Annotated in this window: 24 protein-coding genes; 10 read left to right on the plus strand and 14 right to left on the minus strand. The window is 73.5% G+C overall.

Going from position 1 to position 21,750, the window contains the following annotated elements; translation table 11 throughout:
* The first annotated feature begins 203 nt into the window (after positions 1-203).
* Together CMS_RS12230 and CMS_RS12235 are read left to right on the plus strand one after the other, a co-directional pair.
* A complete protein-coding gene (locus CMS_RS12230) occupies positions 204-1,106 on the plus strand; it encodes a hypothetical protein (RefSeq protein WP_041464676.1) in 903 nt (300 codons plus the stop codon).
* Between the two features lie 58 nt (positions 1,107-1,164).
* Positions 1,165-2,013 (plus strand): hypothetical protein, encoded by an 849-nt coding sequence (locus CMS_RS12235; protein WP_012299748.1) that lies wholly within the window; start codon positions 1,165-1,167, stop codon positions 2,011-2,013.
* A gap of 34 nt (positions 2,014-2,047) precedes the next feature.
* On the opposite strand, the gene CMS_RS12240 is transcribed toward CMS_RS12235, so the two are convergent.
* Entirely contained in the window at positions 2,048-3,874 is a 1,827-nt protein-coding gene (locus tag CMS_RS12240; protein ID WP_041464677.1) for an ABC-F family ATP-binding cassette domain-containing protein, read from the minus strand.
* A gap of 149 nt (positions 3,875-4,023) precedes the next feature.
* On the opposite strand from CMS_RS12240, the gene CMS_RS12245 reads away from it, so the two are divergent.
* On the plus strand, positions 4,024-5,316 hold the full coding sequence (locus CMS_RS12245; protein ID WP_012299750.1) for an MFS transporter: 1,293 nt from the start codon (positions 4,024-4,026) through the stop codon (positions 5,314-5,316).
* A 152-nt stretch (positions 5,317-5,468) separates the two neighbouring features.
* Positions 5,469-5,639: a hypothetical protein gene (locus CMS_RS17490; protein ID WP_012299751.1), complete on the plus strand. Its 171-nt coding sequence runs from the start codon at positions 5,469-5,471 to the stop codon at positions 5,637-5,639.
* On the opposite strand, the gene CMS_RS12255 is transcribed toward CMS_RS17490, so the two are convergent.
* The 7 genes from CMS_RS12255 to CMS_RS12285 all read right to left on the minus strand — a co-directional run bounded on the left by CMS_RS12255 (position 5,636) and on the right by CMS_RS12285 (position 11,870).
* Positions 5,636-6,316 carry an ATP-binding cassette domain-containing protein gene (locus CMS_RS12255; protein WP_012299752.1) on the minus strand — a complete coding sequence of 227 codons (681 nt, stop codon included), beginning with the start codon at positions 6,314-6,316 and terminating at the stop codon, positions 5,636-5,638. The genes CMS_RS17490 and CMS_RS12255 overlap by 4 nt on opposite strands.
* The gene (locus tag CMS_RS12260) at positions 6,316-8,589 is read right to left on the minus strand and encodes a bacteriocin-associated integral membrane family protein (RefSeq protein ID WP_012299753.1); all 2,274 of its coding nucleotides are present in this window, start codon (positions 8,587-8,589) and stop codon (positions 6,316-6,318) included. Before CMS_RS12260 ends, CMS_RS12255 begins: the two co-directional genes overlap by 1 nt.
* 31 nt (positions 8,590-8,620) lie before the next feature.
* Complete coding sequence (locus tag CMS_RS17345) at positions 8,621-8,941, minus strand: lactococcin 972 family bacteriocin (protein ID WP_012299754.1); 321 nt, start codon at positions 8,939-8,941, stop codon at positions 8,621-8,623.
* A 122-nt stretch (positions 8,942-9,063) separates the two neighbouring features.
* The gene (locus tag CMS_RS12270) at positions 9,064-9,495 is read right to left on the minus strand and encodes a molybdenum cofactor biosynthesis protein MoaE (RefSeq protein ID WP_012039001.1); all 432 of its coding nucleotides are present in this window, start codon (positions 9,493-9,495) and stop codon (positions 9,064-9,066) included.
* A complete protein-coding gene (locus CMS_RS12275; RefSeq protein ID WP_012299756.1) occupies positions 9,492-10,046 on the minus strand; it encodes a MogA/MoaB family molybdenum cofactor biosynthesis protein in 555 nt (184 codons plus the stop codon). The genes CMS_RS12270 and CMS_RS12275 overlap by 4 nt, the downstream gene beginning before the upstream one ends.
* Positions 10,043-10,585, minus strand: coding sequence for a cyclic pyranopterin monophosphate synthase MoaC (moaC, locus tag CMS_RS12280; RefSeq protein WP_012299757.1), 543 nt, complete (start codon positions 10,583-10,585; stop codon positions 10,043-10,045). Before moaC ends, CMS_RS12275 begins: the two co-directional genes overlap by 4 nt.
* Complete coding sequence (locus CMS_RS12285; protein WP_012299758.1) at positions 10,578-11,870, minus strand: molybdopterin molybdotransferase MoeA; 1,293 nt, start codon at positions 11,868-11,870, stop codon at positions 10,578-10,580. The genes moaC and CMS_RS12285 overlap by 8 nt, the downstream gene beginning before the upstream one ends.
* 133 nt (positions 11,871-12,003) lie before the next feature.
* Here CMS_RS12285 and CMS_RS12290 point away from each other — a divergent pair, with 133 nt between their 5' ends.
* From CMS_RS12290 to CMS_RS12295, 3 genes are all read left to right on the plus strand, one after another.
* Positions 12,004-12,213, plus strand: coding sequence for a hypothetical protein (locus tag CMS_RS12290; RefSeq protein ID WP_041464678.1), 210 nt, complete (start codon positions 12,004-12,006; stop codon positions 12,211-12,213).
* A 75-nt stretch (positions 12,214-12,288) separates the two neighbouring features.
* Positions 12,289-13,014, plus strand: a complete 726-nt coding sequence (locus CMS_RS17165) for a hypothetical protein (protein ID WP_133064224.1) — start codon at positions 12,289-12,291, stop codon at positions 13,012-13,014.
* Positions 13,015-13,095: 81 nt separating this feature from the next.
* Positions 13,096-13,869, plus strand: coding sequence for an isocitrate lyase/PEP mutase family protein (locus tag CMS_RS12295; protein ID WP_012299761.1), 774 nt, complete (start codon positions 13,096-13,098; stop codon positions 13,867-13,869).
* A 34-nt stretch (positions 13,870-13,903) separates the two neighbouring features.
* Here the strand turns inward: CMS_RS12295 and CMS_RS12300 are convergent, their stop codons facing one another.
* Positions 13,904-15,031 carry an arsenic resistance protein gene (locus CMS_RS12300; RefSeq protein ID WP_012299762.1) on the minus strand — a complete coding sequence of 376 codons (1,128 nt, stop codon included), beginning with the start codon at positions 15,029-15,031 and terminating at the stop codon, positions 13,904-13,906.
* Positions 15,025-16,149 carry an NAD(P)/FAD-dependent oxidoreductase gene (locus tag CMS_RS12305; RefSeq protein ID WP_012299763.1) on the minus strand — a complete coding sequence of 375 codons (1,125 nt, stop codon included), beginning with the start codon at positions 16,147-16,149 and terminating at the stop codon, positions 15,025-15,027. Before CMS_RS12305 ends, CMS_RS12300 begins: the two co-directional genes overlap by 7 nt.
* 148 nt (positions 16,150-16,297) lie before the next feature.
* Here CMS_RS12305 and CMS_RS12310 point away from each other — a divergent pair, with 148 nt between their 5' ends.
* From CMS_RS12310 to CMS_RS12320, 3 genes are all read left to right on the plus strand, one after another.
* Positions 16,298-17,236: an MTAP family purine nucleoside phosphorylase gene (locus CMS_RS12310; protein ID WP_049791940.1), complete on the plus strand. Its 939-nt coding sequence runs from the start codon at positions 16,298-16,300 to the stop codon at positions 17,234-17,236.
* On the plus strand, positions 17,233-18,297 hold the full coding sequence (locus CMS_RS12315) for an NAD-dependent epimerase/dehydratase family protein (protein WP_012299765.1): 1,065 nt from the start codon (positions 17,233-17,235) through the stop codon (positions 18,295-18,297). Before CMS_RS12310 ends, CMS_RS12315 begins: the two co-directional genes overlap by 4 nt.
* Before the next feature lie 150 nt (positions 18,298-18,447).
* The gene (locus CMS_RS12320) at positions 18,448-18,897 is read left to right on the plus strand and encodes a hypothetical protein (RefSeq protein WP_012299766.1); all 450 of its coding nucleotides are present in this window, start codon (positions 18,448-18,450) and stop codon (positions 18,895-18,897) included.
* Between the two features lie 58 nt (positions 18,898-18,955).
* On the opposite strand, the gene CMS_RS12325 is transcribed toward CMS_RS12320, so the two are convergent.
* The 4 genes from CMS_RS12325 to CMS_RS12340 all read right to left on the minus strand — a co-directional run bounded on the left by CMS_RS12325 (position 18,956) and on the right by CMS_RS12340 (position 21,660).
* Positions 18,956-19,744 carry a glucose 1-dehydrogenase gene (locus CMS_RS12325; protein WP_041464679.1) on the minus strand — a complete coding sequence of 263 codons (789 nt, stop codon included), beginning with the start codon at positions 19,742-19,744 and terminating at the stop codon, positions 18,956-18,958.
* 77 nt (positions 19,745-19,821) lie between these two features.
* Positions 19,822-20,835, minus strand: coding sequence for a CPBP family intramembrane glutamic endopeptidase (locus CMS_RS16255; protein WP_012299768.1), 1,014 nt, complete (start codon positions 20,833-20,835; stop codon positions 19,822-19,824).
* 105 nt (positions 20,836-20,940) lie between these two features.
* The gene (locus CMS_RS12335) at positions 20,941-21,408 is read right to left on the minus strand and encodes a Dabb family protein (protein WP_012299769.1); all 468 of its coding nucleotides are present in this window, start codon (positions 21,406-21,408) and stop codon (positions 20,941-20,943) included.
* 69 nt (positions 21,409-21,477) lie between these two features.
* Positions 21,478-21,660, minus strand: a complete 183-nt coding sequence (locus CMS_RS12340; protein ID WP_012299770.1) for a hypothetical protein — start codon at positions 21,658-21,660, stop codon at positions 21,478-21,480.
* Positions 21,661-21,750: the final 90 nt, after the last annotated feature.

A 21,750-nucleotide genomic window follows, 5' to 3' on the forward strand; every position in this document is an offset into this window, starting at 1 on the left:
CCTCGGCGCCCGGTCGGGATGCCTCGCGAGGAGGCGTGCGCGGGACGAGGGGCCCGCTCGCGGTGCGGGACGCCGACGACGGCCGCGTCCCTGCAGCACCTCGACGGTAGGCGGCCGGACGGGCGCGTGTCGAACCGGGCCGTAACACGGGGACACCCCGCACCCGCCGGGAGGATGTGGCAGGGTCGGCCACGGAGGTGCCCATGCACGAGGACGACGACGCCGTCGCCGCGCTCCCCGTCGAGGAGCTGCGACGCCGCGTGTACGCGCAGGGGGTCGACGAGAGCGACGAGCGGTGGATCCGCGCGGCCGGCGAGCTCGCCCGTCGCGAGCGCGCGGCCCGGGCCGCGGCGGCCGCTCCGGCGTCCGCTCCCGCTGCTCCCCTGGACGACGGTGCCGCTGCTCCCCTGGACGACGGTCCCGCTGGTGCCTCCGACGTCGTCGACGACGCCGCGGCGGCAGACCCCACGACGGAGGACGGCCCGGCCCGCGACGACGCCCCGCCCCGCGTGTCCCGGCGCGCCCTCGCCTGGGCCGCCGGCGCGCTCGCGGTCGGCCTCCTCGCGGGTGGCGCGATCGGCGCGGCCGCGGGTGCCGGATCCCCCGCCGCGACCTCGGCCGACGGCACCCCGAGCCCCGGTGCCGACGCGCCCCCGGCCGCCGAGCGATCCATCCCGGCCGCCACGGCGAGCGCCGACGGCCCCGCGCTCCTCGGCCCCGACTCCACCTCCGACCAGCGCAGCCGCCCGGTCGGCGCGATCTTCGACGGCCCGCAGGAGGACGGCGACCGCCCGCCCAAGGCCGTGCGCGCCGACGTCGACGCCACCAGCATCCGCGCGGTGCAGACGAGCGTCGGCCTCTACGCGGGGCTGTCCACGTCGGGCGACCTGTGCCTGCTGGTCTTCCCGAGCGGCGGCGCGGGCGTCGTCACGTGCGCCTCCCCCGACCGCGTCGCGTCCGACGGCATGCGCATCGCGTGGACCACCGAGTTCCCCTCGCGCAACCGCGACGGCTCGACGGGCATGATCACGGGCGACGTGACGGCGACCTGGTCAGGCGACGACCTCATCACGCTGACGACGCCGAACCGCATCCTGGCGTACTGAGCGGCCGCGTCGGACCGCGCGGGCGGTATGGGAGGGTCGACGCGGGAAGGGGACCACCATGGACGCGCGCGCACCGGGGCAGGACGACGACCTCATCACGCTCCCGCTCGACGCGCTCCGCGAGCGCGTCTACGCGCAGGGGGCCGATGAGACCGACGAGCGGTGGATCCGCGCGGCCGCCGAGCTGACCCGCCGCGAGCGCGGGCACTCCCCCGCCGCCGGCGCCGAGGATGGAGGCGCCGAGGACGGAGGCGCCGCTGTCGGGACGTCCGAGGCCGACGCCGACGCCACCGCGCGCCCCTCCCGCCGCCCGCTCGCGTGGGCCGGCGCCGCCCTCGTCGTCGGGCTGCTCGCGGGCGCGGGCATCGCCACCTCCCTCGGCGGATCCGCGACGCCCTCCGCCGACGCGACGGCGACCCCCTCCGCCATAGCCACCGCCTCCGCCGAGCCGGCGCCCGATCCCGCGAGCGTGCGCTCGCTGCTCGGCGCCGACATCAGCCGCACCTCGGACCCCGTCGCGGTCGACGGGATCCTCGCCGCTCCCCAGGAGGAGGCGGACACGCCGCCGCGCTCGCCGGGCGGCGACATCGACCTCACCTCCATCCGCGGCGTGCAGACGAGCGTGGGCCTCTACGTGGCGCGCACGAGCTCCGGCGACGCGTGCCTGCTCGTGTACCCGTGGTCGGGATCCGCCCCGGCGGCGGGGAACAGCCCCGGCTCCGGCGTCGCGTCGTGCGCCCCGCCCGCGCAGCTCGCCGTCTCGGGCCTCGAGATCACCTGGATCGCGGACGTCCCGGCGCGCGCGTTCGACGGCAGCGTGCGGATGGCCGGAGGCGGGCTCAGCGTCGTCTGGTCGCCCGACGGGACGCTGACGCTGAGCTCGCCGGACGCCCTGCTCGCCTACTGACCGCTCGGGGCGTCCCTGCTGACCGCCCGCATGATCAGCCCTCGAGCAGCTCGCTGAGCTCCATCCAGCGCGACTCGAACGCCTCGACCTCGGCCTCGATGGCGCGCACGCCCTCGTTGAGCTTCCCGAGGCCGTCGTAGTCGTTCGGGTCGTGCGCGGCCATGGCGTCGAGCGTTTGGCGCCGACGAGTGTCCGCCTTCTCGAGCTTCCGGGAGATGCTCGCGAGCTCCTTCTGCGCGTTCCGCAGCTCGGCGCCCTGGAGCTGCGAGCCGCCGGATCCGCCCGATCCGCCGAGCGTCGCCGTGGCCTGGCCACCGACCTCGTCGGGGCGCGCGACGGTCGCCTTCTCGGCGTTGCCGGGCTGCGCGCGGAGCTTCAGGTACTGCTCCACGCCGCCGGGGAGGTGGCGGAGGTTCCCGTTCATCACCGCGTACTGCTGGTCGGTGACGCGCTCGATGAGGTACCGGTCGTGGCTCACGACGAGGAGCGTGCCGGGGAACGAGTCGAGCAGGTCCTCCATCGCCGCGAGCATGTCGGTGTCGAGGTCGTTGGTGGGCTCGTCGAGGATGAGCACGTTCGGCTCGTCGAGCACGATGAGGAGGAGCTGGAGGCGCCGCTTCTGGCCGCCCGAGAGGTCCTTCACCGGGGTGGACAGCTGCGCGCTCGTAAAGCCGAGGCGCTCGAGCAGCTGGCCGGGCGTCATCTCCTTGCCGCCGGCGACGTAGGTGGTGCGCTGGCGGCCGATGACGGTGGACACGCGGTCCTCGAGGACGTCCTTCAGCTCGTCGAGCTGCTGCGTGAGCACGGCGACCTTGATGGTCTTGCCGCGCTTCACCTTGCCGGTCGTCGGCTGCAGGGAGCCCGCGACGAGCGACAGCAGCGTCGACTTGCCCGCGCCGTTGACGCCGAGGATCCCGGTGCGCTCGCCCGGCGCGATGCGCCACTCGACGTCCTTGAGGATCTGCTTCTCGCCGTAGCTGACGGACACGTCGAGCAGGTCGACGACATCCTTGCCGAGCCGCTGCATCGCCATGGATGCGAGCGAGACGGCGTCGCGCGCGGGCGGCTCGTCGGCGATGAGGGCGTTGGCGGCCTCGATCCGGAACTTGGGCTTGGCCGTGCGCGCAGGGGCTCCGCGGCGCAGCCACGCGAGCTCCTTCTTCATCAGGTTCTGGCGCTTCGCCTCGGAGACGGCGGCGCTGCGGTCGCGCTCGACGCGCTGCAGGATGTACGCCGCGTACCCGCCCTCGAACGGCTCGATGAGGCGGTCGTGGACCTCCCACGTGGCGTTCGCGACCTCGTCGAGGAACCACCGGTCGTGGGTCACGACGATGAGTCCGCCGGAGTTCGGCGCCCAGCGGCGGCGGAGGTGGCCGGCGAGCCAGGCGATGCCCTCGACGTCGAGGTGGTTGGTGGGCTCGTCGAGGAAGAGGATGTCGTGGTCGCCGATGAGGAGCTTCGCGAGCGCGACGCGGCGGCGCTGGCCGCCCGAGAGCTGGGCGACGTCGGCGTCCCACGGCACGTCGGAGGCGAGGCCGTCGATCACGTCGCGGACGAGCGGGTTGCCCGCCCACTCGTGCTCGTCGATGCCGCCGACGATGGCCTCACCGACGGTCTGGCCGTCGGGCAGGGTGTCGCTCTGGTCGAGCACGCCGATGGTGATCCCGCGGCGGCGCGTGACGCGGCCGCTGTCGGGCTCGAGGCGTCCGGCGAGGAGGGAGAGGAGGGTCGACTTGCCGTCGCCGTTGCGGCCGACGATGCCGATCCGGTCGCCCTCGTTGACGCCGATGGTCACCTCGTCGAAGATCACGCGGGTCGGGAACTCGAGGTGGAGCGCTTCGGCTCCCAGTAGATGGGCCACCGCACGAGCCTAGGTGACCCCCGCCCGGGGAATTCCCGCGAGCCGTGCGCCGTTGGCCCCCATCGTGACCCGCGAGGGCCGCGCGCTCGACGGGGAGCAGCCCGCCCCGCCGCCCGTGCGCGGGGATCCGCCCACCGCGAGGAGCGCACATGACGACCAGCCGCACCGAGACCGCATCCGTCCCCGCCGCGGGTGCGCCGGTCGCGTCCGCCCCGTCCCCCGCCCGTCGCGAGTCCGCCGCGGGCCTCCTCGTCTACGCGCTCACGCTGCTCGTGCTCGTCGCCTCGGGGGCCGCGCCCTCACCCCTCTACCCCGTCTACCAGGAGGAATGGGCGCTGCCGCCCGTGGTGCTGACGGTCGTGTTCGCCGTCTACGTCGCCGGCCTCCTCGCGACCCTGCTGACGGCCGGACGCCTCTCCGACCACATCGGCCGCCGCCCCGTGATCCTCGGCGCGCTCGCCGTCTCCACCGCCGCCATGCTCGTCTTCGCGTTCGCGCACGACGGGCTCGCACTCGTGGTCGCCCGGATCCTCCAGGGCCTCGCGATCGGGCTCGCGACCGGTGCGCTCGGCGCCGGGATGATCGACCACCAGCCGACCCGCCGTTCCGGCCTCGCGGCGTTCCTCAACGGCGTCGTGCCGCCCGCGGCGCTCACGGTCGGCGCGCTCGGCAGCGGCTTCCTCGTCGCGTACGGACCCGCGCCCGAGGAGACGGTGTTCGTCGTGCTCGCGGCGCTCATGGTGGCCGCGGGCATCGCCGTCGCGTTCGTCCCCGAGCGGCAGCCGCGCCGCGCGGGCGCGCTCCGATCGCTCGTCCCGTCGGTCGCCGTGCCGCGCGCCGCGCGCTCCGTCTTCACGGCGGTCGTCGGCGGCATGATCGCGAGCTGGGCGCTCGGCGGCATGTTCCTCGCCTTCATCGGATCCGTGCTCGGCACCACGTTCGGCCTGCACAGCGCCGCGCTCACGGGTGCGGCCATCGCGCTGTTCACGGGCACGGGCGCGATCACCGGCATCGTGATCCGCACCCGCGACGCCCGCCGCAGCCTCATCGTCGGCGTGGTCGCCCTCGTGCTCGGCCCGGTCGGCCTCGTCGCCGCGATCTGGACCGCGTCGCTCCCCCTCTTCGCGATCGCCGCGGTGATCGGCGGCGTCGGCTTCGGCGCCGGGTTCCAGGCGGGCCTCCGGCTCGTGCTCGCGGAGGCCCCCGTCGACCAGCGCGCGAGCCTCCTCTCCTCCGTGTACGTGGCCAGCTACCTCGCCTTCGGCGTGCCGAGCATCGTCGCGGGCGTCTTCGTGGAGGCGGACGGTCTGCCGATCGTGCTGACGGTCTACGGCGCGTTCGTCGCGGCGAGCGCCCTGGTCGCGCTCGTGCTGCAGCTCGCCGGGCGCCGCACGCGCCGGGCCGAGCGCATCGCCGACGCGCTGGACGCCGCGAAGGCCTGAGCCCGCCCGGCCCGCACGCCGCGCGCGGTATCCCGATCCCGGCTCCCCGCTCGGGGGTAGCATCGGGGCGCCGCGCGGCGCTCCGGCGGCCCGCGGCGCATCCCCTCCCGTCCGGCCGACTGCCGGCGGGGTCACAACGGAAGGTCCTCCCCATGGCGTTCATCGTCGTCCTGCTCGTCCTCTGGCTGATCCTCACGGTCGTCGGCTTCGCCATCAAGGGCCTCGTCTGGCTCGGGATCATCGGCATCATCCTGATCCTCGGCACCATCGTCCTCGGCAGCCTGCGTCGCCGCTACAACGCGGCGAAGACGCCGAAGGCCTAGCGGGCGCGCTCCAACGGCACCACCCGAGTGCACGCCGCGGCGACCTCCGGGTCGTGCGTCACGATCACGACCGCCGTCCCCCGGCGGCGCATCCCCTCGAGCATGTCGAGGACGCTGGCGCGGTTCTCGGGGTCCAGGGATCCGGTCGGCTCGTCAGCCAGCACGAGGGCCCGGGGCCGCAGCGCCAGCCGCGCCACGGCCAGGCGCTGCTGCTCGCCACCCGACAGCTCGTAGACGCGATCACGTGCGTGGTCCGCGAGACCCACGGTCGCCAGCGCATCCGCACGCTGCTCGGCGCGGGAGTGCCGGGTGCCTCCCGTCCACGCCTGCGCGACGCGGAGGTTGCCGTCCGCCGTCTCCTCGTCGAGGAGCGCGAAGCTCTGGAACAGGTACCCGATCCGCTCGGCGAGCAGACGTCGCGCACCCCGGGTCCCGGGACGCGGTGCCGGCGCGCCGAAGAGCGCCAGCTGGCCCGAGGTCGGGCGGTCGAGGAGCCCGATCATGTTGAGAACCGTGGATTTCCCGCATCCGCTCCGACCGGTCAGCGCCACCATCTCGCCCGCCTCGACCCGCAGGGACAGCCCGCGCACGACCTCCCGCCCGCGGAATGCCCGCGTGACGTCGGTGAGCTCGCACACCGCGGGTCCGTCGACGGGCGTGGATCCGGTCATGTGCATCAGAAAGCTCCTTTGAGGATGTCGACCGTGCGCCGCCGCTCGAGGCGCACGAGCCACGTCGTGGAGACGACCAGCTCGATGACGAGCACGACCGCGGCGGCGGTCAGCACTCCCGCGGGGCCCGCGTCCGCCCGGCTCCCATCCGCCGCCGAGGCAGCACCGAGGCCGGCATAGCCCGAGGACTCGGCGGCGAGCGCCGCAGCGATCTGCAGGAACCAGACTCCGGCGAGCACGCCGAGGAACTCCGCGTATCGACGGACGAACCCGTGGCCGAACATGCGGCGAACCACGACCCGGCGGGAGAACCGATCGAACATCAGGCCGATGCTCTGGAGGGTGAGCACGAGGAGCCCCACGAGCAGGACAGCCCCGGTGATGGCGAGGAGCCGCAGGTCGTCCTCCAGGCGCTGGACCTCACCCGCCTGGTAGTCGTCGAGCGTCGACAGGTGCGTGAGGGTGTCGTCGAGGTGCAGACGATGGAGCGTGGGGGCGAGCTCGGCGAGGGTGTCCTCGGTCGTGCCGTCGAGCCGCACCTTGAGCGCGTCGGCGACGCCACCGCGCATCATGTTCGCCCGATCGAAGCCGACGCTGTTCCCGCGGGTCATGACCTGCACGACAGGGTCCGTCACCCGGCCGCCGTCCTCCGTCCCGAGCGACGGGTCGAAGGCGAACAGGTGCTGATCGGGTCTGGTCCAGATGATGCGAACCTGTTGCGTCGCCGTGTCGATCGCATCCGCATGGTGCAGCAGGGACCGGTCCGCCTGCGCGACGCTGTGCCGCTGGTCGAGGATGGCGCGCCGCAGGCCGTCCTCCTGACCGCGCATGCTCGCGGGGACGAGCACGACCCAGTCGGCGTCCGAGTCCTCGACGACCACGGGCTTGCTGTCCTCACCGACAACCGGGAAGGACACCAGGTAGTTCGGGTTCACGGTGAGCGAGGCCGTGTGCGCGGATCCGCCGCCCGCTGCGCTCTCCGGCGCGGAGCCGTCGGATGATCCCAGGGCCGAGTCGTCCACGTAGAGGGCGCCGCGCGAGTCCGCCTCGTCGTAGAGGTCGAACACCGCGTTCGCGAGCCGGCCCAGATCGGAGCCGCCGCCGATAGCGGCGTCATCTCCGCCCGCCTGCGGATGGAACACCGCGTATCCCGCTGCCTGGCGCCAGGAGCCGAGCAGTTCCTGCTGATGCCGGATGACCTGGACCTGCGCCAGAGTCGTCGCACCCGTGATCAGGAGCACGACGGTCGCAGCGGCCTTGAGGGCCGTGCTGGTCCAGAAGAGCGACCGCGTGTCGGTGCGGTCCTTGAGCGCGTCCGCGATGCGCAGCCTGCGGATCGTGATGCAGGTGAGGAAGGAGACGACGAGCAGCCCTCCGAGGAGACGGGCGATGGCTCCGCCGACGGTGATCATCAGGGCAGCGCCGCTCCCGGACACCAGCGTCGTCGCCGCCACGGCGACGATTCCGGTGATGCCGACGGAGAGGAGGACGATCCGCGCCGTGATGAGGAACCACACCTCGAACGTGCCGCGGCCGTGCAAGCGGAGCACACCGGTCCGGCGCGCCTGCGCGAGCTGGCGATAGAGGATCAGGATCACGACGAAGAGGACCAGCAACGCGATGACCGCGGTCACCGGCTCGACTCCGCCGGTGCTCGATCCTCCCCCGCTGTGCGTCGCCGTCAGCGCGTCCGCGGTGAGGGCGGCGCCGGGAGCGCGCTCGTCGATCATCGCCGCGGTGCGCTCCACGAAGGCGCGGCAGTCCTCGGCGGTCCTGCACTCCATGCGGTATTCGCCGTCGGGCGTCAGGGTGTCGAAGGCGGCGCGCAGCGGTCGGATGAGGAACCGGTCGTCTCCCCCGAGATCCGCGATGGTGCCGACGGATGCGGGGTCGCCGACGGCTGCCGTCGCGACCGACCCGGTGACGCCGCGGGACTCCTCCGGTGTGAGGAACCGGCCGGCTTCGAGCGGGAAGGCACCCGGGAGTCCGGAGCCGTCTGCCAGGAGCACGTAGAGCGTCGTGCGTTCCCCCGCACCGGAGAAGCCCTCCGCTCGACGGATGACGGAGACGCCCGTCTCTTGACCTGCCGACACGAGCGCGTCGGCGACGATCCCCGGATCCGTGTCCTCGGGGAGGACCGGGATCGCGAACCGCGATCCCCACCCTGCGGCCACGGCATCGCGAGCCGCCCGATCCTCGACATCGGCGCGCACGACCGCGGATCCGCCGACGACTGCCGTGAGGATCACGAGGAGCGCGACGAGGAGCTTGGAGGTCATCGGGTACGGAATCGGGCCGCGTCCGTCGTGCTCAGTAGTTGTCCCAATACGCGTATCCGTGCTGGAAGGGCGAGCAATGGACCTCGGCGCTCGCACGCACGCCTGCCGCCGCGTATTCCTTGTCCGAGTTGCTGTCGTCCGGGCATCGGACAGTCGCCGAGTGGTAGTGGACGTCCGTCTCGTAATGCGAGTAGACGCGCTTGTCGAAGACGGAATTGGTCTGCGTGCCGTAGTCCCAGTAGCAGTGGCAGTCGACCGGGCGGTAGCTGTTCTCGGCGAGAGCCGGAGCGGCTGATGCGCCTATGATTCCTACGGCGATGACTGCCGTTGCGAGATACGCGCGTCCTTGCACGATGTGCCCTTCGGTCGGGGTCCGGCGATCGCCGGTACCCGAACGTAGATCAGATGCTCGTCGCTCGGACGCGTCCGTACCCAGGCCGGGGCCTTCCGACGGCAGATGCGAACCGTGCCGCGTCAGCCGAGCGACGCCACCCACTCGCTCGTGCCGTCGTCGAAGGCCTGCTGCTTCCAGATGGGGACGCGCTGCTTGACCTCGTCCACCAGCAGTCCGCACGCGGCGAACGCGTCGGCCCGGTGCGCGGAGGACACGGCGCAGGTGAGCGCGACGTCGCCGATGCCGAGCCGTCCGATGCGGTGCTCGACGGCGATGCGCACCTCCGGATACCTGGCGGACACGTCGAGCGCGACCTGCCGGATCGCCTGGCGGGCGGCCGGATGCGCGGAGTAGTCGAGCCAGAGGACGCCGCGTCCGTCGTCGTGGTCGCGCACGACGCCCTCGAAGGTGACGACGGCGCCGGCGTCGTCGGCGCGCACGGCGTCGGCGCAGTCCTCGACGCGGATCGCACCGCCCGCGATGCGGGCGAAGAGCACGCGGTCGGCGGTCACGCGCGGGCCCCCGCGTCCGGTGCGGCGTCCGGGCGGGCGGTGCCAGCGGCCGGGTCCGTCGACGGGTGCACCGCGCCGCGTGCCTGCTCGAGCACGTGGTCGAGGATCCGGTCGAGGAGCCCGAGGCCGTCGCGCACGCCGCCCGGCGAGCCCGGCAGGTTCATGACGAACGTGCCGCGCGCGAGACCCGCGTGCCCGCGCGTGAGCACGGCCGTGGGTGTGTGGGCCGTGCCGATGCGGCGGGCCTCCTCCATGATCCCGGGGATCTCGAGGTCGAGCAGCGGCCGGGTCGCCTCGGGCGTGCGGTCGGTGGGGGTGATGCCCGTGCCGCCCGTGGTGAGGATCACACGCGCGCCGCCCGCGACGGCCTCGGCGAGCGCCGCGGCGACCCCCGGCCCGTCGGCGCGGACGATCGGCGCGCCGACCCGGTACCCGCGCTCGGCGAGCCAGGCGGCGATGACGGGACCCGTGCGGTCCTGGTACTCCCCCGCCGCGGCGCGCGTGGAGGCGACGATCACGACGGCGCGGCCGCGAGGATCCGCCGCGCTCACGGCCGGGCCCAGTCGCCGGACTTGCCGCCCTGCTTCTCGCGCACGAGCACGTCGGTGATCACGGCCCGGGCGTCCACCGCCTTGACCATGTCGTACAGCGTGAGCGCCGCGACCGAGGCTGCGGTCAGCGCCTCCATCTCGACGCCCGTGACGCCCGTGGTGCTCACGGACGCGACCACCGTGAGCCGGTCGTCGTCGCCCGTGATGTCGATCTCGATGCGGCCGATGGGCAGCGGGTGGCACAGCGGGATGAGGCTGGACGTCTGCTTCGCCGCCATGATCCCCGCGATGCGCGCCGTGCCGACGGCCTCGCCCTTGGGGAGGTCGCCCGAGATCACGGCCGCGACCACCTCGGGCCGCGTCACGAGCACGGCCTGCGCGACGGCCCGGCGCTTGGTGACGGCCTTGTCGGTGACGTCGACCATGTGCGCGGATCCGTCCTGCCGCAGGTGGGTGAGGGACGGCGCGGCCGCGGCCGCTTCGGGCTCGGTCGTGGCGGGCTCGGTCGTGGCGGGATCAGTCGTGGCGGGATCAGTCATCGATGCTCCAGACGGTGACGGGGTCGCCGGCCTCGAGCCGGTCGACGCCCGCAGGGATGTGGACGAGGTGGGTGGCGGTCGCGTACGCGTGCAGGAGGTGGGATCCGGGGCCGCCGACCGCGACGACCCGGCCGTCGGCGTCGAGGCGCCCGCGCCGCACCTGGTGCTTGGCGGCGGGCGAGTCGAGCGGCGCGGCGAGCGGCAGCTCGCGGGACGGGCGATCCGGGCGCTGGTGCCCGGCGAGCGCGCGCAGCACCGGGCGGAGGAACAGCTCGAACGAGACCAGCGCGCTCACGGGGTTGCCGGGGAAGGCGACCACGGGGATCCGCTGCCCGCCGATCTCCGCCGTCCCGAGACCCTGCGGCCCGCCCGGCTGCACGGCGACGGAGACGAACTCCACGCCGCCGCCCGCGAGCACGTCGCGCACGACCTCGTACGCGCCGGCGCTCACGCCGCCCGTCGTGATCAGGAGGTCGACGCCGGCGGCGTCGCGGATCGCGTCGCGCACCCGGTCGGCGTCGTCGGACGCGACCCGCAGCGCGCGGACCTCCACCCCGGCGTCCGCGAGCGCGGCGGCGAGCGCGACGGAGTTGGCGTCGTGGATCTGCCCGGGCGCGAGCTCCTCGCCGCGGCCGCGCAGCTCGAGCCCGGTGGAGAGGAGGAGCACGACGGGACGACGGCGCACGGCGACGGTCGCGACGCCGGCGGAGGCGAGCACGCCCCAGTGCGCCGGGAGGAGGCGCGTGCCTCGGGCGACGAGCACGGCGCCCGCGGCGAGGTCGCTGCCCTGCGCGCGGACGAAGGCACCCGGATCCACGGGCTCGGCGAAGGAGACGGTCGCGTCGGCCGCCTGCTCGTCGACGAAGCGGTCGGGGGTCGCGGCCTCGATGGGCACGATCGCGTCGGCGCCGGGCGGGACGGGGGCGCCGGTCATGCAGGGGGCCGCGGTGCCGGGTGCGAGCGGCGCGGGGGCTACGCCCGCGGGGATCCGGGGCGCGATGCGGAGCACGGCGGGACGCGCGCCGCCCGCGTCGGCCAGGTCGGCGGCCCGCACCGCGTAGCCGTCCATCTGCGAGTTGCGGAACGGCGGCAGGTCGATGGGGCTCGTGACGTCGTGAGCGAGCACCCGGTCGGCGAAGCGGTGCGGATCCGCCGCCAGCGCCGCGGCATCGACGGCCAGCTCCTCCGCGGGCAGCTCGGCGAGCGGGGCGAGGAGCGCGGAGACGGCCGCGCGGTGCGCGTCGACCGTGCGTCGTCGGCGGTCCGCGGGGCGGTCGGGGGTCATGAGCCCATCATCCCCGACGCGGCCGCGTGCTCACGGGTCGATGCCGAGCGTCTCCGCGTGCTCCGCCGGTCGCCGGCGAAGGATCCGCCCGCGGGCCTTGCCGCGCACCGGTCGCGCGCGGGAGCCTGTGCGCATGGATCCGCACGAGCGCCGCGCCGCCGTCCGCCGACGCGTGACCGCCGCGATCGCCGCCGTGCTGCTTGCCGCCGCGATCGGGGTCGCCGCAAACACGTGCGGAGCCGACCTCGGCCTGCTTCTGCTCGTGGCGGCGTTCGCGCTCCTCACCGCGGGCGCGGGCCTGGGCGTCTCGGCCGTGGGATCCGCCGCGGACCACCCGCGCTAGTGCGATTTGGCAAGATCAGCACATCGCGATTCTCCAAAATCACCCGCCGCCGTTTTGACCTGCCATGCTGTTTGCATGGAGAATCTCATCGGCATCATCGGCGTCATGGTCGCGTTTGCTATTTCTATCTACTCCCACCGGCAGAATCACCCCAAACGAGAGCTTCGCTACGCGATCGCCCCGTGGAGTCCGCAGGCAGACACGTCGGATGGGACATTAATGCGATTGCTGGTGTGGTCAACCGGAAGAGCAGACATTCCCTCAGCGCAGTTTGACAGTGGCCATCCGATAGTCTTCGTATTCAGCGCCCCTGTATCTCCACAATTTGGAGTGACCGAGACGGCCCCCCAGTGGTCGCCGGCATTCACATCACCGACCGAGTTTCGGATTCCGACGAGACTGCTCCGGACTGACTTCCGCGTCCAAGTTCCATTCCAGGCAAGCGAGCCGTTCCTCGTAACCGTCAGCAATCCACTTATCGACGTGCCGATCTTGAGAGACTTAAAGGCAGAAAAGACGACAGTGGCGTCGCAGGAGCATGCAATTCAAAAATCTCGTGCTCGTGCTCGCGTTTCACTCCTCGCCATAGCTTCGTGGTTGACTGCTATCAGTTTTATCACGTTGATTGTTGGGGCCGCGATCAGTGGCAACGACGAGACCCTTGGCGCCGGAATCGGAATTCCCGGAATGTTGGCATTTCCAATCTGCCTTGCACTTCTCGGCGTTGCCGGATTCAAACGCATGCTGACTCGGGTCAAAATACGTCGCAGGGAACGCGCAAATCAATCCCCGGTGAGCTGAGGGCAAACTTGCGCAATGCCGCGTGTCCGCCTCCCGAACCCGCCCCTGTCACGCACGTCCCGGCCGTCCTAGGGTTGGGGCATGACCATCGCCGCCCTCGGGCAGACCCTCGTCGACCTCCACACCGCACCCGAGCTCCTGAGGGTGGTGAACGTGTGGGACGCCGTCTCGGCTGCCGCCATCGGCTCGCTCCCCGAGACCAGGGCGCTCGCCACCGCGAGCCACTCCATCGCCGCCACCTTCGGCTACGAGGACGGCGAGAGGATCCCGCTCGACCTCCACCTCGACATGATCGGCCGCATCGTCGCCGCGGTCGAGCAGCCGGTCTCCGCCGACCTCGAGTCGGGCTACGGCGACGCGGGCGAGACCGTGCGCCGCGCCATCGGCGTGGGCGTCGTCGGCGCGAACCTGGAGGACGGCATGCGCCCCCTCGCCGACTCGGTGCGCGCGGTCGAGGCGGCCGTCGCCGCCGCGCAAGCCGAGGGCGTGCCGTTCGCGCTCAACGCGCGCACCGACGCGTACGTCCTGGGCGGCGATCGCGACCGGTCCGACGTCCTCGCCGACGCCGTCGAGCGCACCCGCGCCTACATGGCGGCGGGCGCCACGAGCGTCTTCGTGCCCGGCCCGCTCACGGAGGACGAGGTGCGCACCCTCGTCGAGGCCGTCGGCCCGCAGCGGCTCACGGTCATCGGCGTCCCCGGATCCCTCTCCCCCGCGCGCTTCGAGGAGCTCGGCGTCGGACGCATCTCCTACGGCCCGTGGACCCAGCGCGTCGCGCTGACCGCGCTCCAGGACACGGCGAAGGACCTCTACGCGGGCGGCGCGCTGCCCAAGGGGACGCGGCCGCTCAACTGACCCGCATCGCACGGCGCTCCGGCCCCCGTCCGCATCACACGGTGGGCGCGGGTTCGCGAGCGGCGATCCGCCTCACCCGCGCGGGGCGCCGTCGGGTGAGGAGCCACGTGATGCCCGCGAGGTGCGGGAACTCGATGAGCATGCCGATCACGATGGACGCCGCGACGAGCGGCTCGTCCGGCAGCGCCACCGTCGTCAGCGCCAGCATGAGCGGCGCGTTGCGCGCCGCGGTGGTCATCGCGAGGAGCGCACGCTGCGGGTGGGCGAATCCGAGCGCGCGGGCGATCCGGTCCACCAGCGTGTAGCCGAGGGCGAAGAAGAGGATCACCGCCCCGAGCAGCGCCGCGAACGCATCCGCGTGGTCACGGATGGTGCCGACGTTCGCCGCGAAGATCTGCACGATGAGGGCCGCGATGACCAGTGGCACGAGTCGGCCCGTGACCGCGCGGATGCGGAGGCCCGCGCCGCGCGGAAGCAGCAGCGCGACCGCCAGCCGGATCCCGAGGGCGAGCGACGCGGGCACGACGCACCAGCGCACGAGCGTCTCCGCGATCACGAGGGGATCCGCGACGGCCGGCGTGTGCACGAGCGCGCTGAGGAGGAAGGGATAGGCCAGCAGCTGCGTGACCATGTTGATCGGGAGGAGCACCGCCCCGAGGGACGTGTCGCCGCCCGCCAGCCGGGTGAAGCCCAGGAACCAGTCCGTGCACGGCGCGGTGAAGTAGATGACGACGCCCGCGAACAGCAGCGGGGCGCCGGACAGGAAGAGCGAGGCGATCCCGAAGCCCAGCAGGGGCATGAGCACGAAGTTCGCGAGCCAGGCGGCGCCGAGCACCCGCGACGCTCCGCGCAGTCGCAAGCGCCGGAGGCCGGAGAGGTCGAGCTCGGAGAACAGGACGGTCACGAGCACCAGCACGGTGGGATCCACCCCGTCACCGAGCGCCGCCCCCGTGTCGGGGCTCGCGATGCCGACGAGCGAGCCGAGCGCGATCGCGCCGAGGAAGAGGAGGAGGGAGCGGGCGGGGATCCGGACGCCGTCCGTGAGGGCCGGTCGCGTCGCGTCCCCGCCTCCCGACGACGCGTCGTCCGCGCGGACGCCACCGCTCCCGCCGTCCGCGCCGACACCGCCGCTCCCGCCGACCCGGCCGCTCCCGCTCAGCATGCGCATTCCACGCCGCAGCAGCTGAGGTCGTCCGTCAGCATCCCGGCCTCGCGCCACAGCTCGAGGCCCGCGCAGTCGGCGCCCAGCCGCTCGCCGATCACCCGGGCGATGTGCGCGAAGCGCTGGCGGTACTTGTAGACGAAGCAGAAGCGCACGTCCCCGTGGCGCACCGCGGGCCCGGACAGGAAGAGGCCGGGGACGACCGTCGACTCGTCGTCCTCCGTCAGGAGCGGCCACCCGTCGTCGCGTCGCGCGAAGAGCTCGGACACGGGTCCGAGGCCCGGGCCGAAGCCGGTGGCCAGGACAGGGCGTGAGTCGGAGTCGAGGGCCGTGGCCCCGGAGACCTGCACCAGGTGGCCGGCGCCCGCCGGCCGGATGCCGACGACGCGCGCGTCGCCGACGAGGGTCAGACGGCCGGTCGCGACCGCGGCGGCGAGGCGCTGCACGGACCGCGGCGCCAGGCGGTACGACGGGTCGGATCCGCTGCCCGGCGCCCAGGGATGCTTAGGATCGACGACAGTCACCTCCGCGCCGAGCGCGACGTGGTGGCACGCGATGTCGATGCCGGACTCGTAGCCGCCGATGACGACGAGCCGGCCGGTGCGGGGCTCCCACGCCGCCGCCGCCGCCGAGTGGTCAGCGAGCTGCCCGCCCGCGAAGCGCGCCGCAGCGGGATCGTGGAACTCGCCTCCCGCCCACACGACCGTGCGCGCCCCCACCGTTCCGCGGTTCGTCTCGACGCGGAAGCCGTCGTCGCCGGGCGTGACCTCGGTGACCTCCGTCCCGGTCATGAGCGGCACGGGGAAGTGCCGGGCGACTCCGGCGAGGTACCGCGCGTACTCGGATCCGCTCGGGTAGTCGACGCCCAGCGAGTACGCGGGCGAGGTGGAGGGGTGGATCGCGTTCAGGTCCGTGGCACCGAACCCGTTACCGGTGAACGACGGGGAGAGGAAGCGCTGGCGCTCCGGCCAGCGCCGGAAGGTCTCGCCGACGGATCCGCGCTCCACCACTCCGGAGCGCAGCCCGTCCACGGCGTCGAGGGCGATGGCGGTGCCGAGGCCGGCTGGGCCGGCCCCTATCACGAGTGCGTCGAGGATCTGCGGGAGGGAGGAGGGCATCGGGCACGGCTTTCCGGTCGGGGTGCGTCAAGACTAGTCGCGAATGATTCTCAATAAGGTGGGGTGTGCACGAGCCGCATGCGGGCGCCCGGGCCGGGACGCCCGGGCGGGCCTGATTGACTGGGGCGACGACCCGAAGGAGCACGACGTGACCGACACCCCCGCCCCGGCGACCGCCGCATCCGTCCCCCGCGCGGAGGTCGGCGTCATCGGCGGATCCGGCCTGTACTCCCTCCTCGACCCGGCGACCAGCGAGTCGCACCGGATCCAGACGCCGTTCGGCCCCACCTCGAGCGAGGTGACGGTCGGCGAGCTGGCCGGGCGCCGGGTCGCGTTCCTCACCCGGCACGGTGCGGACCACTCGGTCGCGCCGCACCTCATCGACTACCGGGCGAACATCTGGGCGCTCGCGTCGCTCGGCGTCTCCGCCATCGTGTCGTCGTCGGCCGTGGGCGGCGTCTCGCCGGACTACCCGCCGGGATCGCTCGTGCTCACCGACCAGCTCCTCGACCGCACGTGGGGCCGCCCCGACACCTTCTTCGACGCCGGCGTCGTGCAGCACCTCTCCGCCGCGGATCCCTTCGACCCCGAGCTGCACGCCCGCGCAGCCGCCGCGCTCGTGGAGCTCGAGGGCGGCGACCGGGCGGATCCCGCGGGGCCGCTGCGCACCTCGGGCACCGTCGTCGTGATCCAGGGCCCGCGCTTCTCGACGCGCGCCGAGTCGCTGTGGTTCCGCCAGGCGGGCGCGCACATCGTGAACATGACGCAGTACCCCGAGGTCGTGCTGGCGTCGGAGCTCAACATCGGCACGGTCAACCTGTCGTTCGTCACCGACGCGGACGCAGGCCTCGCGCCCCTGCCCGGCGAGCAGGGCGACGCCGTCACGGCCGACCTGGTGTTCGCCCGCTTGCGGGACGCGCAGCCGCGCATCGTGCGGGCGATCGAGGCGGTCGTCCGGGCGATCCCCGACGACTACCGCGGCCGGCCGCTCATCGACCCGGACGCCGTCGCGTCCGTGCTCGGGCGGCCCGTCACCGGCGCGACCGGCGACGCCGGCGCGACCGACCCGACGGGCGCGCGCTCGTGAGCGACGGGATCCTCCTCGTCACGGGAGGCGCCGGGTTCATCGGCGGCGCGATCGTCCAGGCCGCGCTCGAGGAGGGGCGGCGCGTGCGCGTGCTCGACTCGCTGCGCGCCGACGTGCACGGCGGCGCGCCGGAGATCGACCCGCGCGTGGAGCTCGTCCACGGTGACGTCACCGATCCGGATGCCGTGGCCCGCGCGCTCGACGGCGTCGACGTCGTGTGCCATCAGGCCGCGAAGGTCGGCCTCGGCGTCGACTTCCTCGACGCCCCCGACTACGTCGCCACGAACGACGGGGGCACCGCGGTGCTCCTCGCCGCGATGACCCGCGCGGGCATCGACCGGCTCGTGCTCGCGAGCTCGATGGTCGTCTACGGCGAGGGCGCATACGAGGGCGCCTACGGGCCGGTGCGGCCGCCTGCGCGACGCGTCGCCGACCTCGACGCGGGGCTCTTCGACCCGGTCGATCCCGCGACGGGCGAGCCGCTCGTACCCACGCTCATCGGCGAGGACGTGCCGCTGGATCCGCGCAACGTCTACGCCACCACCAAGCTCGCGCAGGAGAACCTCGCGAGCTCGTGGACCCGCGCCACGGGCGGCCGCGCGGCCGCCCTCCGCTACCACAACGTCTACGGGCCGGGCATGCCGCAGAACACGCCCTACGCGGGCGTCGCGTCGCTGTTCCGCTCGGCGCTCGCACGCGGCGAGGCCCCGCGCGTCTTCGAGGACGGTCGGCAGCGCCGCGACTTCGTGCACGTCCGCGACGTCGCCGGCGCGAACCTCGCCGCGCTCGTCTGGACCGCGGAACGCGAGGCGGGATCCTTCCGGGCCTTCAACGTCGGCAGCGGCACCGTGCACACCATCGGCGAGATGGCGGAGGCGCTCGCACGGGAGGCCGGCGGATCCGCGCCCGTCACCACGGGCGAGTACCGGCTGGGCGACGTGCGCCACATCACGGCCTCGTCCGACAGGCTCCGCGCGGAGCTCGGCTGGGAGCCGCGCATGACCTTCGAGGAGGGCATGCGCGAGTTCGCGACGGCGCCGCTGCGGAGCGCGGTCGCCTGAGGAGCCGAGCGCGACCTGCGGTGCCGCCTCGACCACGTCGGCCGTCCTGGCAGCGGATCTCGCGCGAGTGGCACCCGGGTGCTCGTCGCGCTCCGGCCCCGGCACCTGCGACGGACGAGATCGGGGCCGCATGCTCGCCAGACTGGGGGCATGACCTCCGCTTCACCTCGCAGCGTGAGCCGCCGCTCCGGCCTCGCCCTCGCCGTCGCCGCCGCGTCGCTCGCCCTCGCCGGCTGCTCGGGCATCACCGACGACCTCGCCGACATCTACGCGATCACCTACGAGGTGACGACCGCCGGGCCCGCCGACGGCGGCCTGACGGACGTCTCGTACGCCGAGGCCTCCCATCGCGGACGCCCGTCGATCGTGAAGGAGGTCGGGCAGGCGTCGCTCGCGCCCGGCGACGACTCCGCGAGCTCGGTCTGGTCGGTGGAGTCCGTCGTCACCGCCGAGGACTGGGCGTTCGTGCAGGCGACGCCGGCGGACGGCGAGGCGCTGACCTGCCGGATCCTCGTCGACGGCGTGAAGGAGATCGCGACCTCGACCGCGGCGCCCGGCCAGCCCGTGAGCTGCCAGGTCCCGACGGCGCCGTTCGGCTGAGCGCGCGGACTGCAGCGACCGCGTCGGGGGCCTGCGCAGCCGACGCGGCCGGATCCCGTCAGTACTTCGCGGACTGCCCGCCGTCGATCGGCAGCACGGCCGCGTTGACGTACGCCGCGTGGTCCGAGAGCAGGAACGCGACGACCGAGGCGATCTCCTCGGCCTCGCAGTAGCGCTTGGTGGGGTTGCCCTGGATGAACTGCTCGGCGAAGCCCCGCGGGTCGTCCGCGTCGCTCTGCTTCATGGACGCCTCCACCATGGGCGTCCAGATGGCTCCCGGCGCGATGGCGTTGATGCGGATGCCGAACTGCCCGTACTCGACGGCGGAGTTGCGGGTGAGGCCGACGACGCCGTGCTTCGCGGCCGCGTAGCCGGACTGGTTGCCGACGCCGCGGATCCCGCCGACGCTCGCGGTGTTCACGACCATGCCGGAGCCCTGCTCGCGCATGACGGCGAGGACCTTCTCGAGTCCAAGGAACACGCCGCGGAGGTTGATCGCGACGACCCTGTCGAACTCGGCGGCCGTGAAGTCCTCGGTGAGGTTCTGGCGGCCCTCGATGCCGGCGTTGTTGAAGAAGCCGTCGATGCGGCCGAAGCGCTCGACGGTCTGGCCCACGTACGCGTCGACGTCGGACTCCTTCGACACGTCGGCGAGAACGGTGAGGATCTCGGCGTCCGGCGTCGCGGCCGTGACGGCGGCGACGGTGTCGGCCAAGCCGCCCTCGGAGATGTCGACGAGGGCGAGGCGCGCGCCCTCGGCGGCGAGGCGGACGGCGGCGGCGCGGCCGAGGCCGGAACCTCCGCCGGTGATGAGGACGACCTTGTCGGTGAAGCGGGTGGTGGTCATGGGGTCTCCTGACGAGTGGGGCGGCGGCCCGCGTCTCGTGGGCGGAGCCACCGATCCATGCGATCGCATGGCCCTACCTACCGTAGGTCGGTTTCCTGGACGCGGGCTCCGCGCGGGACCCGCAGCTCGGGCGTCCGCCACTCCCACGCCTTCCGCACCGCGACGAAGACGGCACCGCCGAGCACGATGTGCACGAGCACCAGCACGATCGCGTCGGGCTCGACGAACACGACGTCCCCGAAGGACGGCGTCCAGCTCATGCCACCGAGGACCGCCCGGGTCACCGTGAGCTGCGTCCAGTGGAACGCCACCGCCACCAGCACCGCGCCCTCCACGGGGATCCGCCGAGCGGCGATGAGCGCGAGGCCGAACAGCACGAGCTGCACGACGAAGACGATCGGGTCCTGGCCGCTCCCGGGGGTGACCGAGAGCGGATCCGGATCGGCGCCCGTCAGCACGTCCACGATCCAGCGGACCGGCGCGATTACCACGCTAAGGAGGGGGAAGAGCGCGGTCGTGAGGATCGTCGCCGCCACGAGGCCGAGACCGTCGCGCAGGTTCGTCCACATGTACCCGCGGAAGGCGAGCTCCTCCGGGATCGCCTCGTAGAACGCGAGGACGATGCCGTTGAGGAGGAGGAAGCCGGCGAACGCGACGAGGTCGAGGTCGTCGACGCGGATCCAGCCGAGGAGTCCCGCCGGGACCCAGACGACGGCTCCCGTGAGCGCTCCCACCCCGACGCCCAGCGCCAGGGGCCGCCCTATCCGCCGCGACAGGCCGAGGCTCGCGAGGCTCCTGCGGTCGAGCCGTCGCCGCAGGAGCACGACGGCGGACACGGCGAGCGCCGACATCAGCACGGCCTGCAGCGCCATTTCGACGATCTCGTCCGCGCCGGTCGCGCGCGTCACCGCCTCGGCGATGCCGATGGCGAGACCCAGCGCGATCCCGAGGGCGGCCCACCCGAGGAGGGCCGCCGCCACGGCGGGGAGCCAGCTGCGGGGGTCGCGCGTCTGCGCGTCGAGGCGCGGATCCGGGATGCCGTCCGCCCTCGCGGACGATGCGGGGGCGGGGTGGGGAGCGGCTGCGGTCACGGGACTCGTCTCGTCGGTGGGCGGGAGGACGTCCTGGCCAGGGTGGTCGCCGACACGACCCCGCGTGTCGACCGCGGCGGCGCGGCGCGCATCGGGGGCGCATGATCAGCCCGCGGACGCCCCCGCGGATGCCCCGCCGGACGTCGACGACGCCTCTATGAAGTCGAACACCAGCACCCCGTGCGGATCCGGCGCGAGCAGCGGCCCGACGAAGTCCTTGAAGGCGGCGTGCTGCGCGTCGATGCGCGACGGATCCGCGATCAGCGGCTCGCCGAGGTACAGGTTGCGGTCGCCCTCGGACGAGAAGGTCAGCACGAAGGCGAGCTCGAATCCGCGACCGACGCCCTCGGGGCTCGACTGCCGACCGGCGTGCAGCGAGCGAATGTACGGCCCCGAGCCGTCCGGATGCGGCGAGTCGGCGAGCGCCCGGAACCGCCGCTCCACCTCGTCGCGGTCGGCGGGCGCCGTGTCGTCCCGGAGGCAGAACAGCACGACGTGGTGGACGAGCCCGGGGACGTGGTCGCGCGCGGTGAGCTGGGCGTCGGAGAGGGCGGGGCGGTCGTCGATGGTCATGTCCGGATCCTGGCCCGATCCGGCCGCGACGACCCGATCCGGCGGCGCGATCCGCCCGCGACGGCGCGGTCAGGAGGTGACGAGGAGCGGGACGCCCAACGCGAGCCCGAAGACCCCGACGGCGAGCTGCGGCCACGTCCGGCGGGCGATCCGGCGGCCGGCACGCCGCGCGACGACGACCGTGGCCAGCGCGTCGAGGGTGACGAGGGCACCGGCGACAGTCATGATCCAGGCGATGACGGTGGTGGCCACCCGCCCAGGGTACGGGCCGCCCGGCCGTGACCCGGACGGGGCCTCGCCGTGCGGGATCCGCCGCCGTAGCCTGAGCGGTATCGGCACCAC

Source organism: Clavibacter sepedonicus (genome assembly GCF_000069225.1).
Taxonomy (GTDB): Bacteria; Actinomycetota; Actinomycetes; order Actinomycetales; family Microbacteriaceae; genus Clavibacter; species Clavibacter sepedonicus.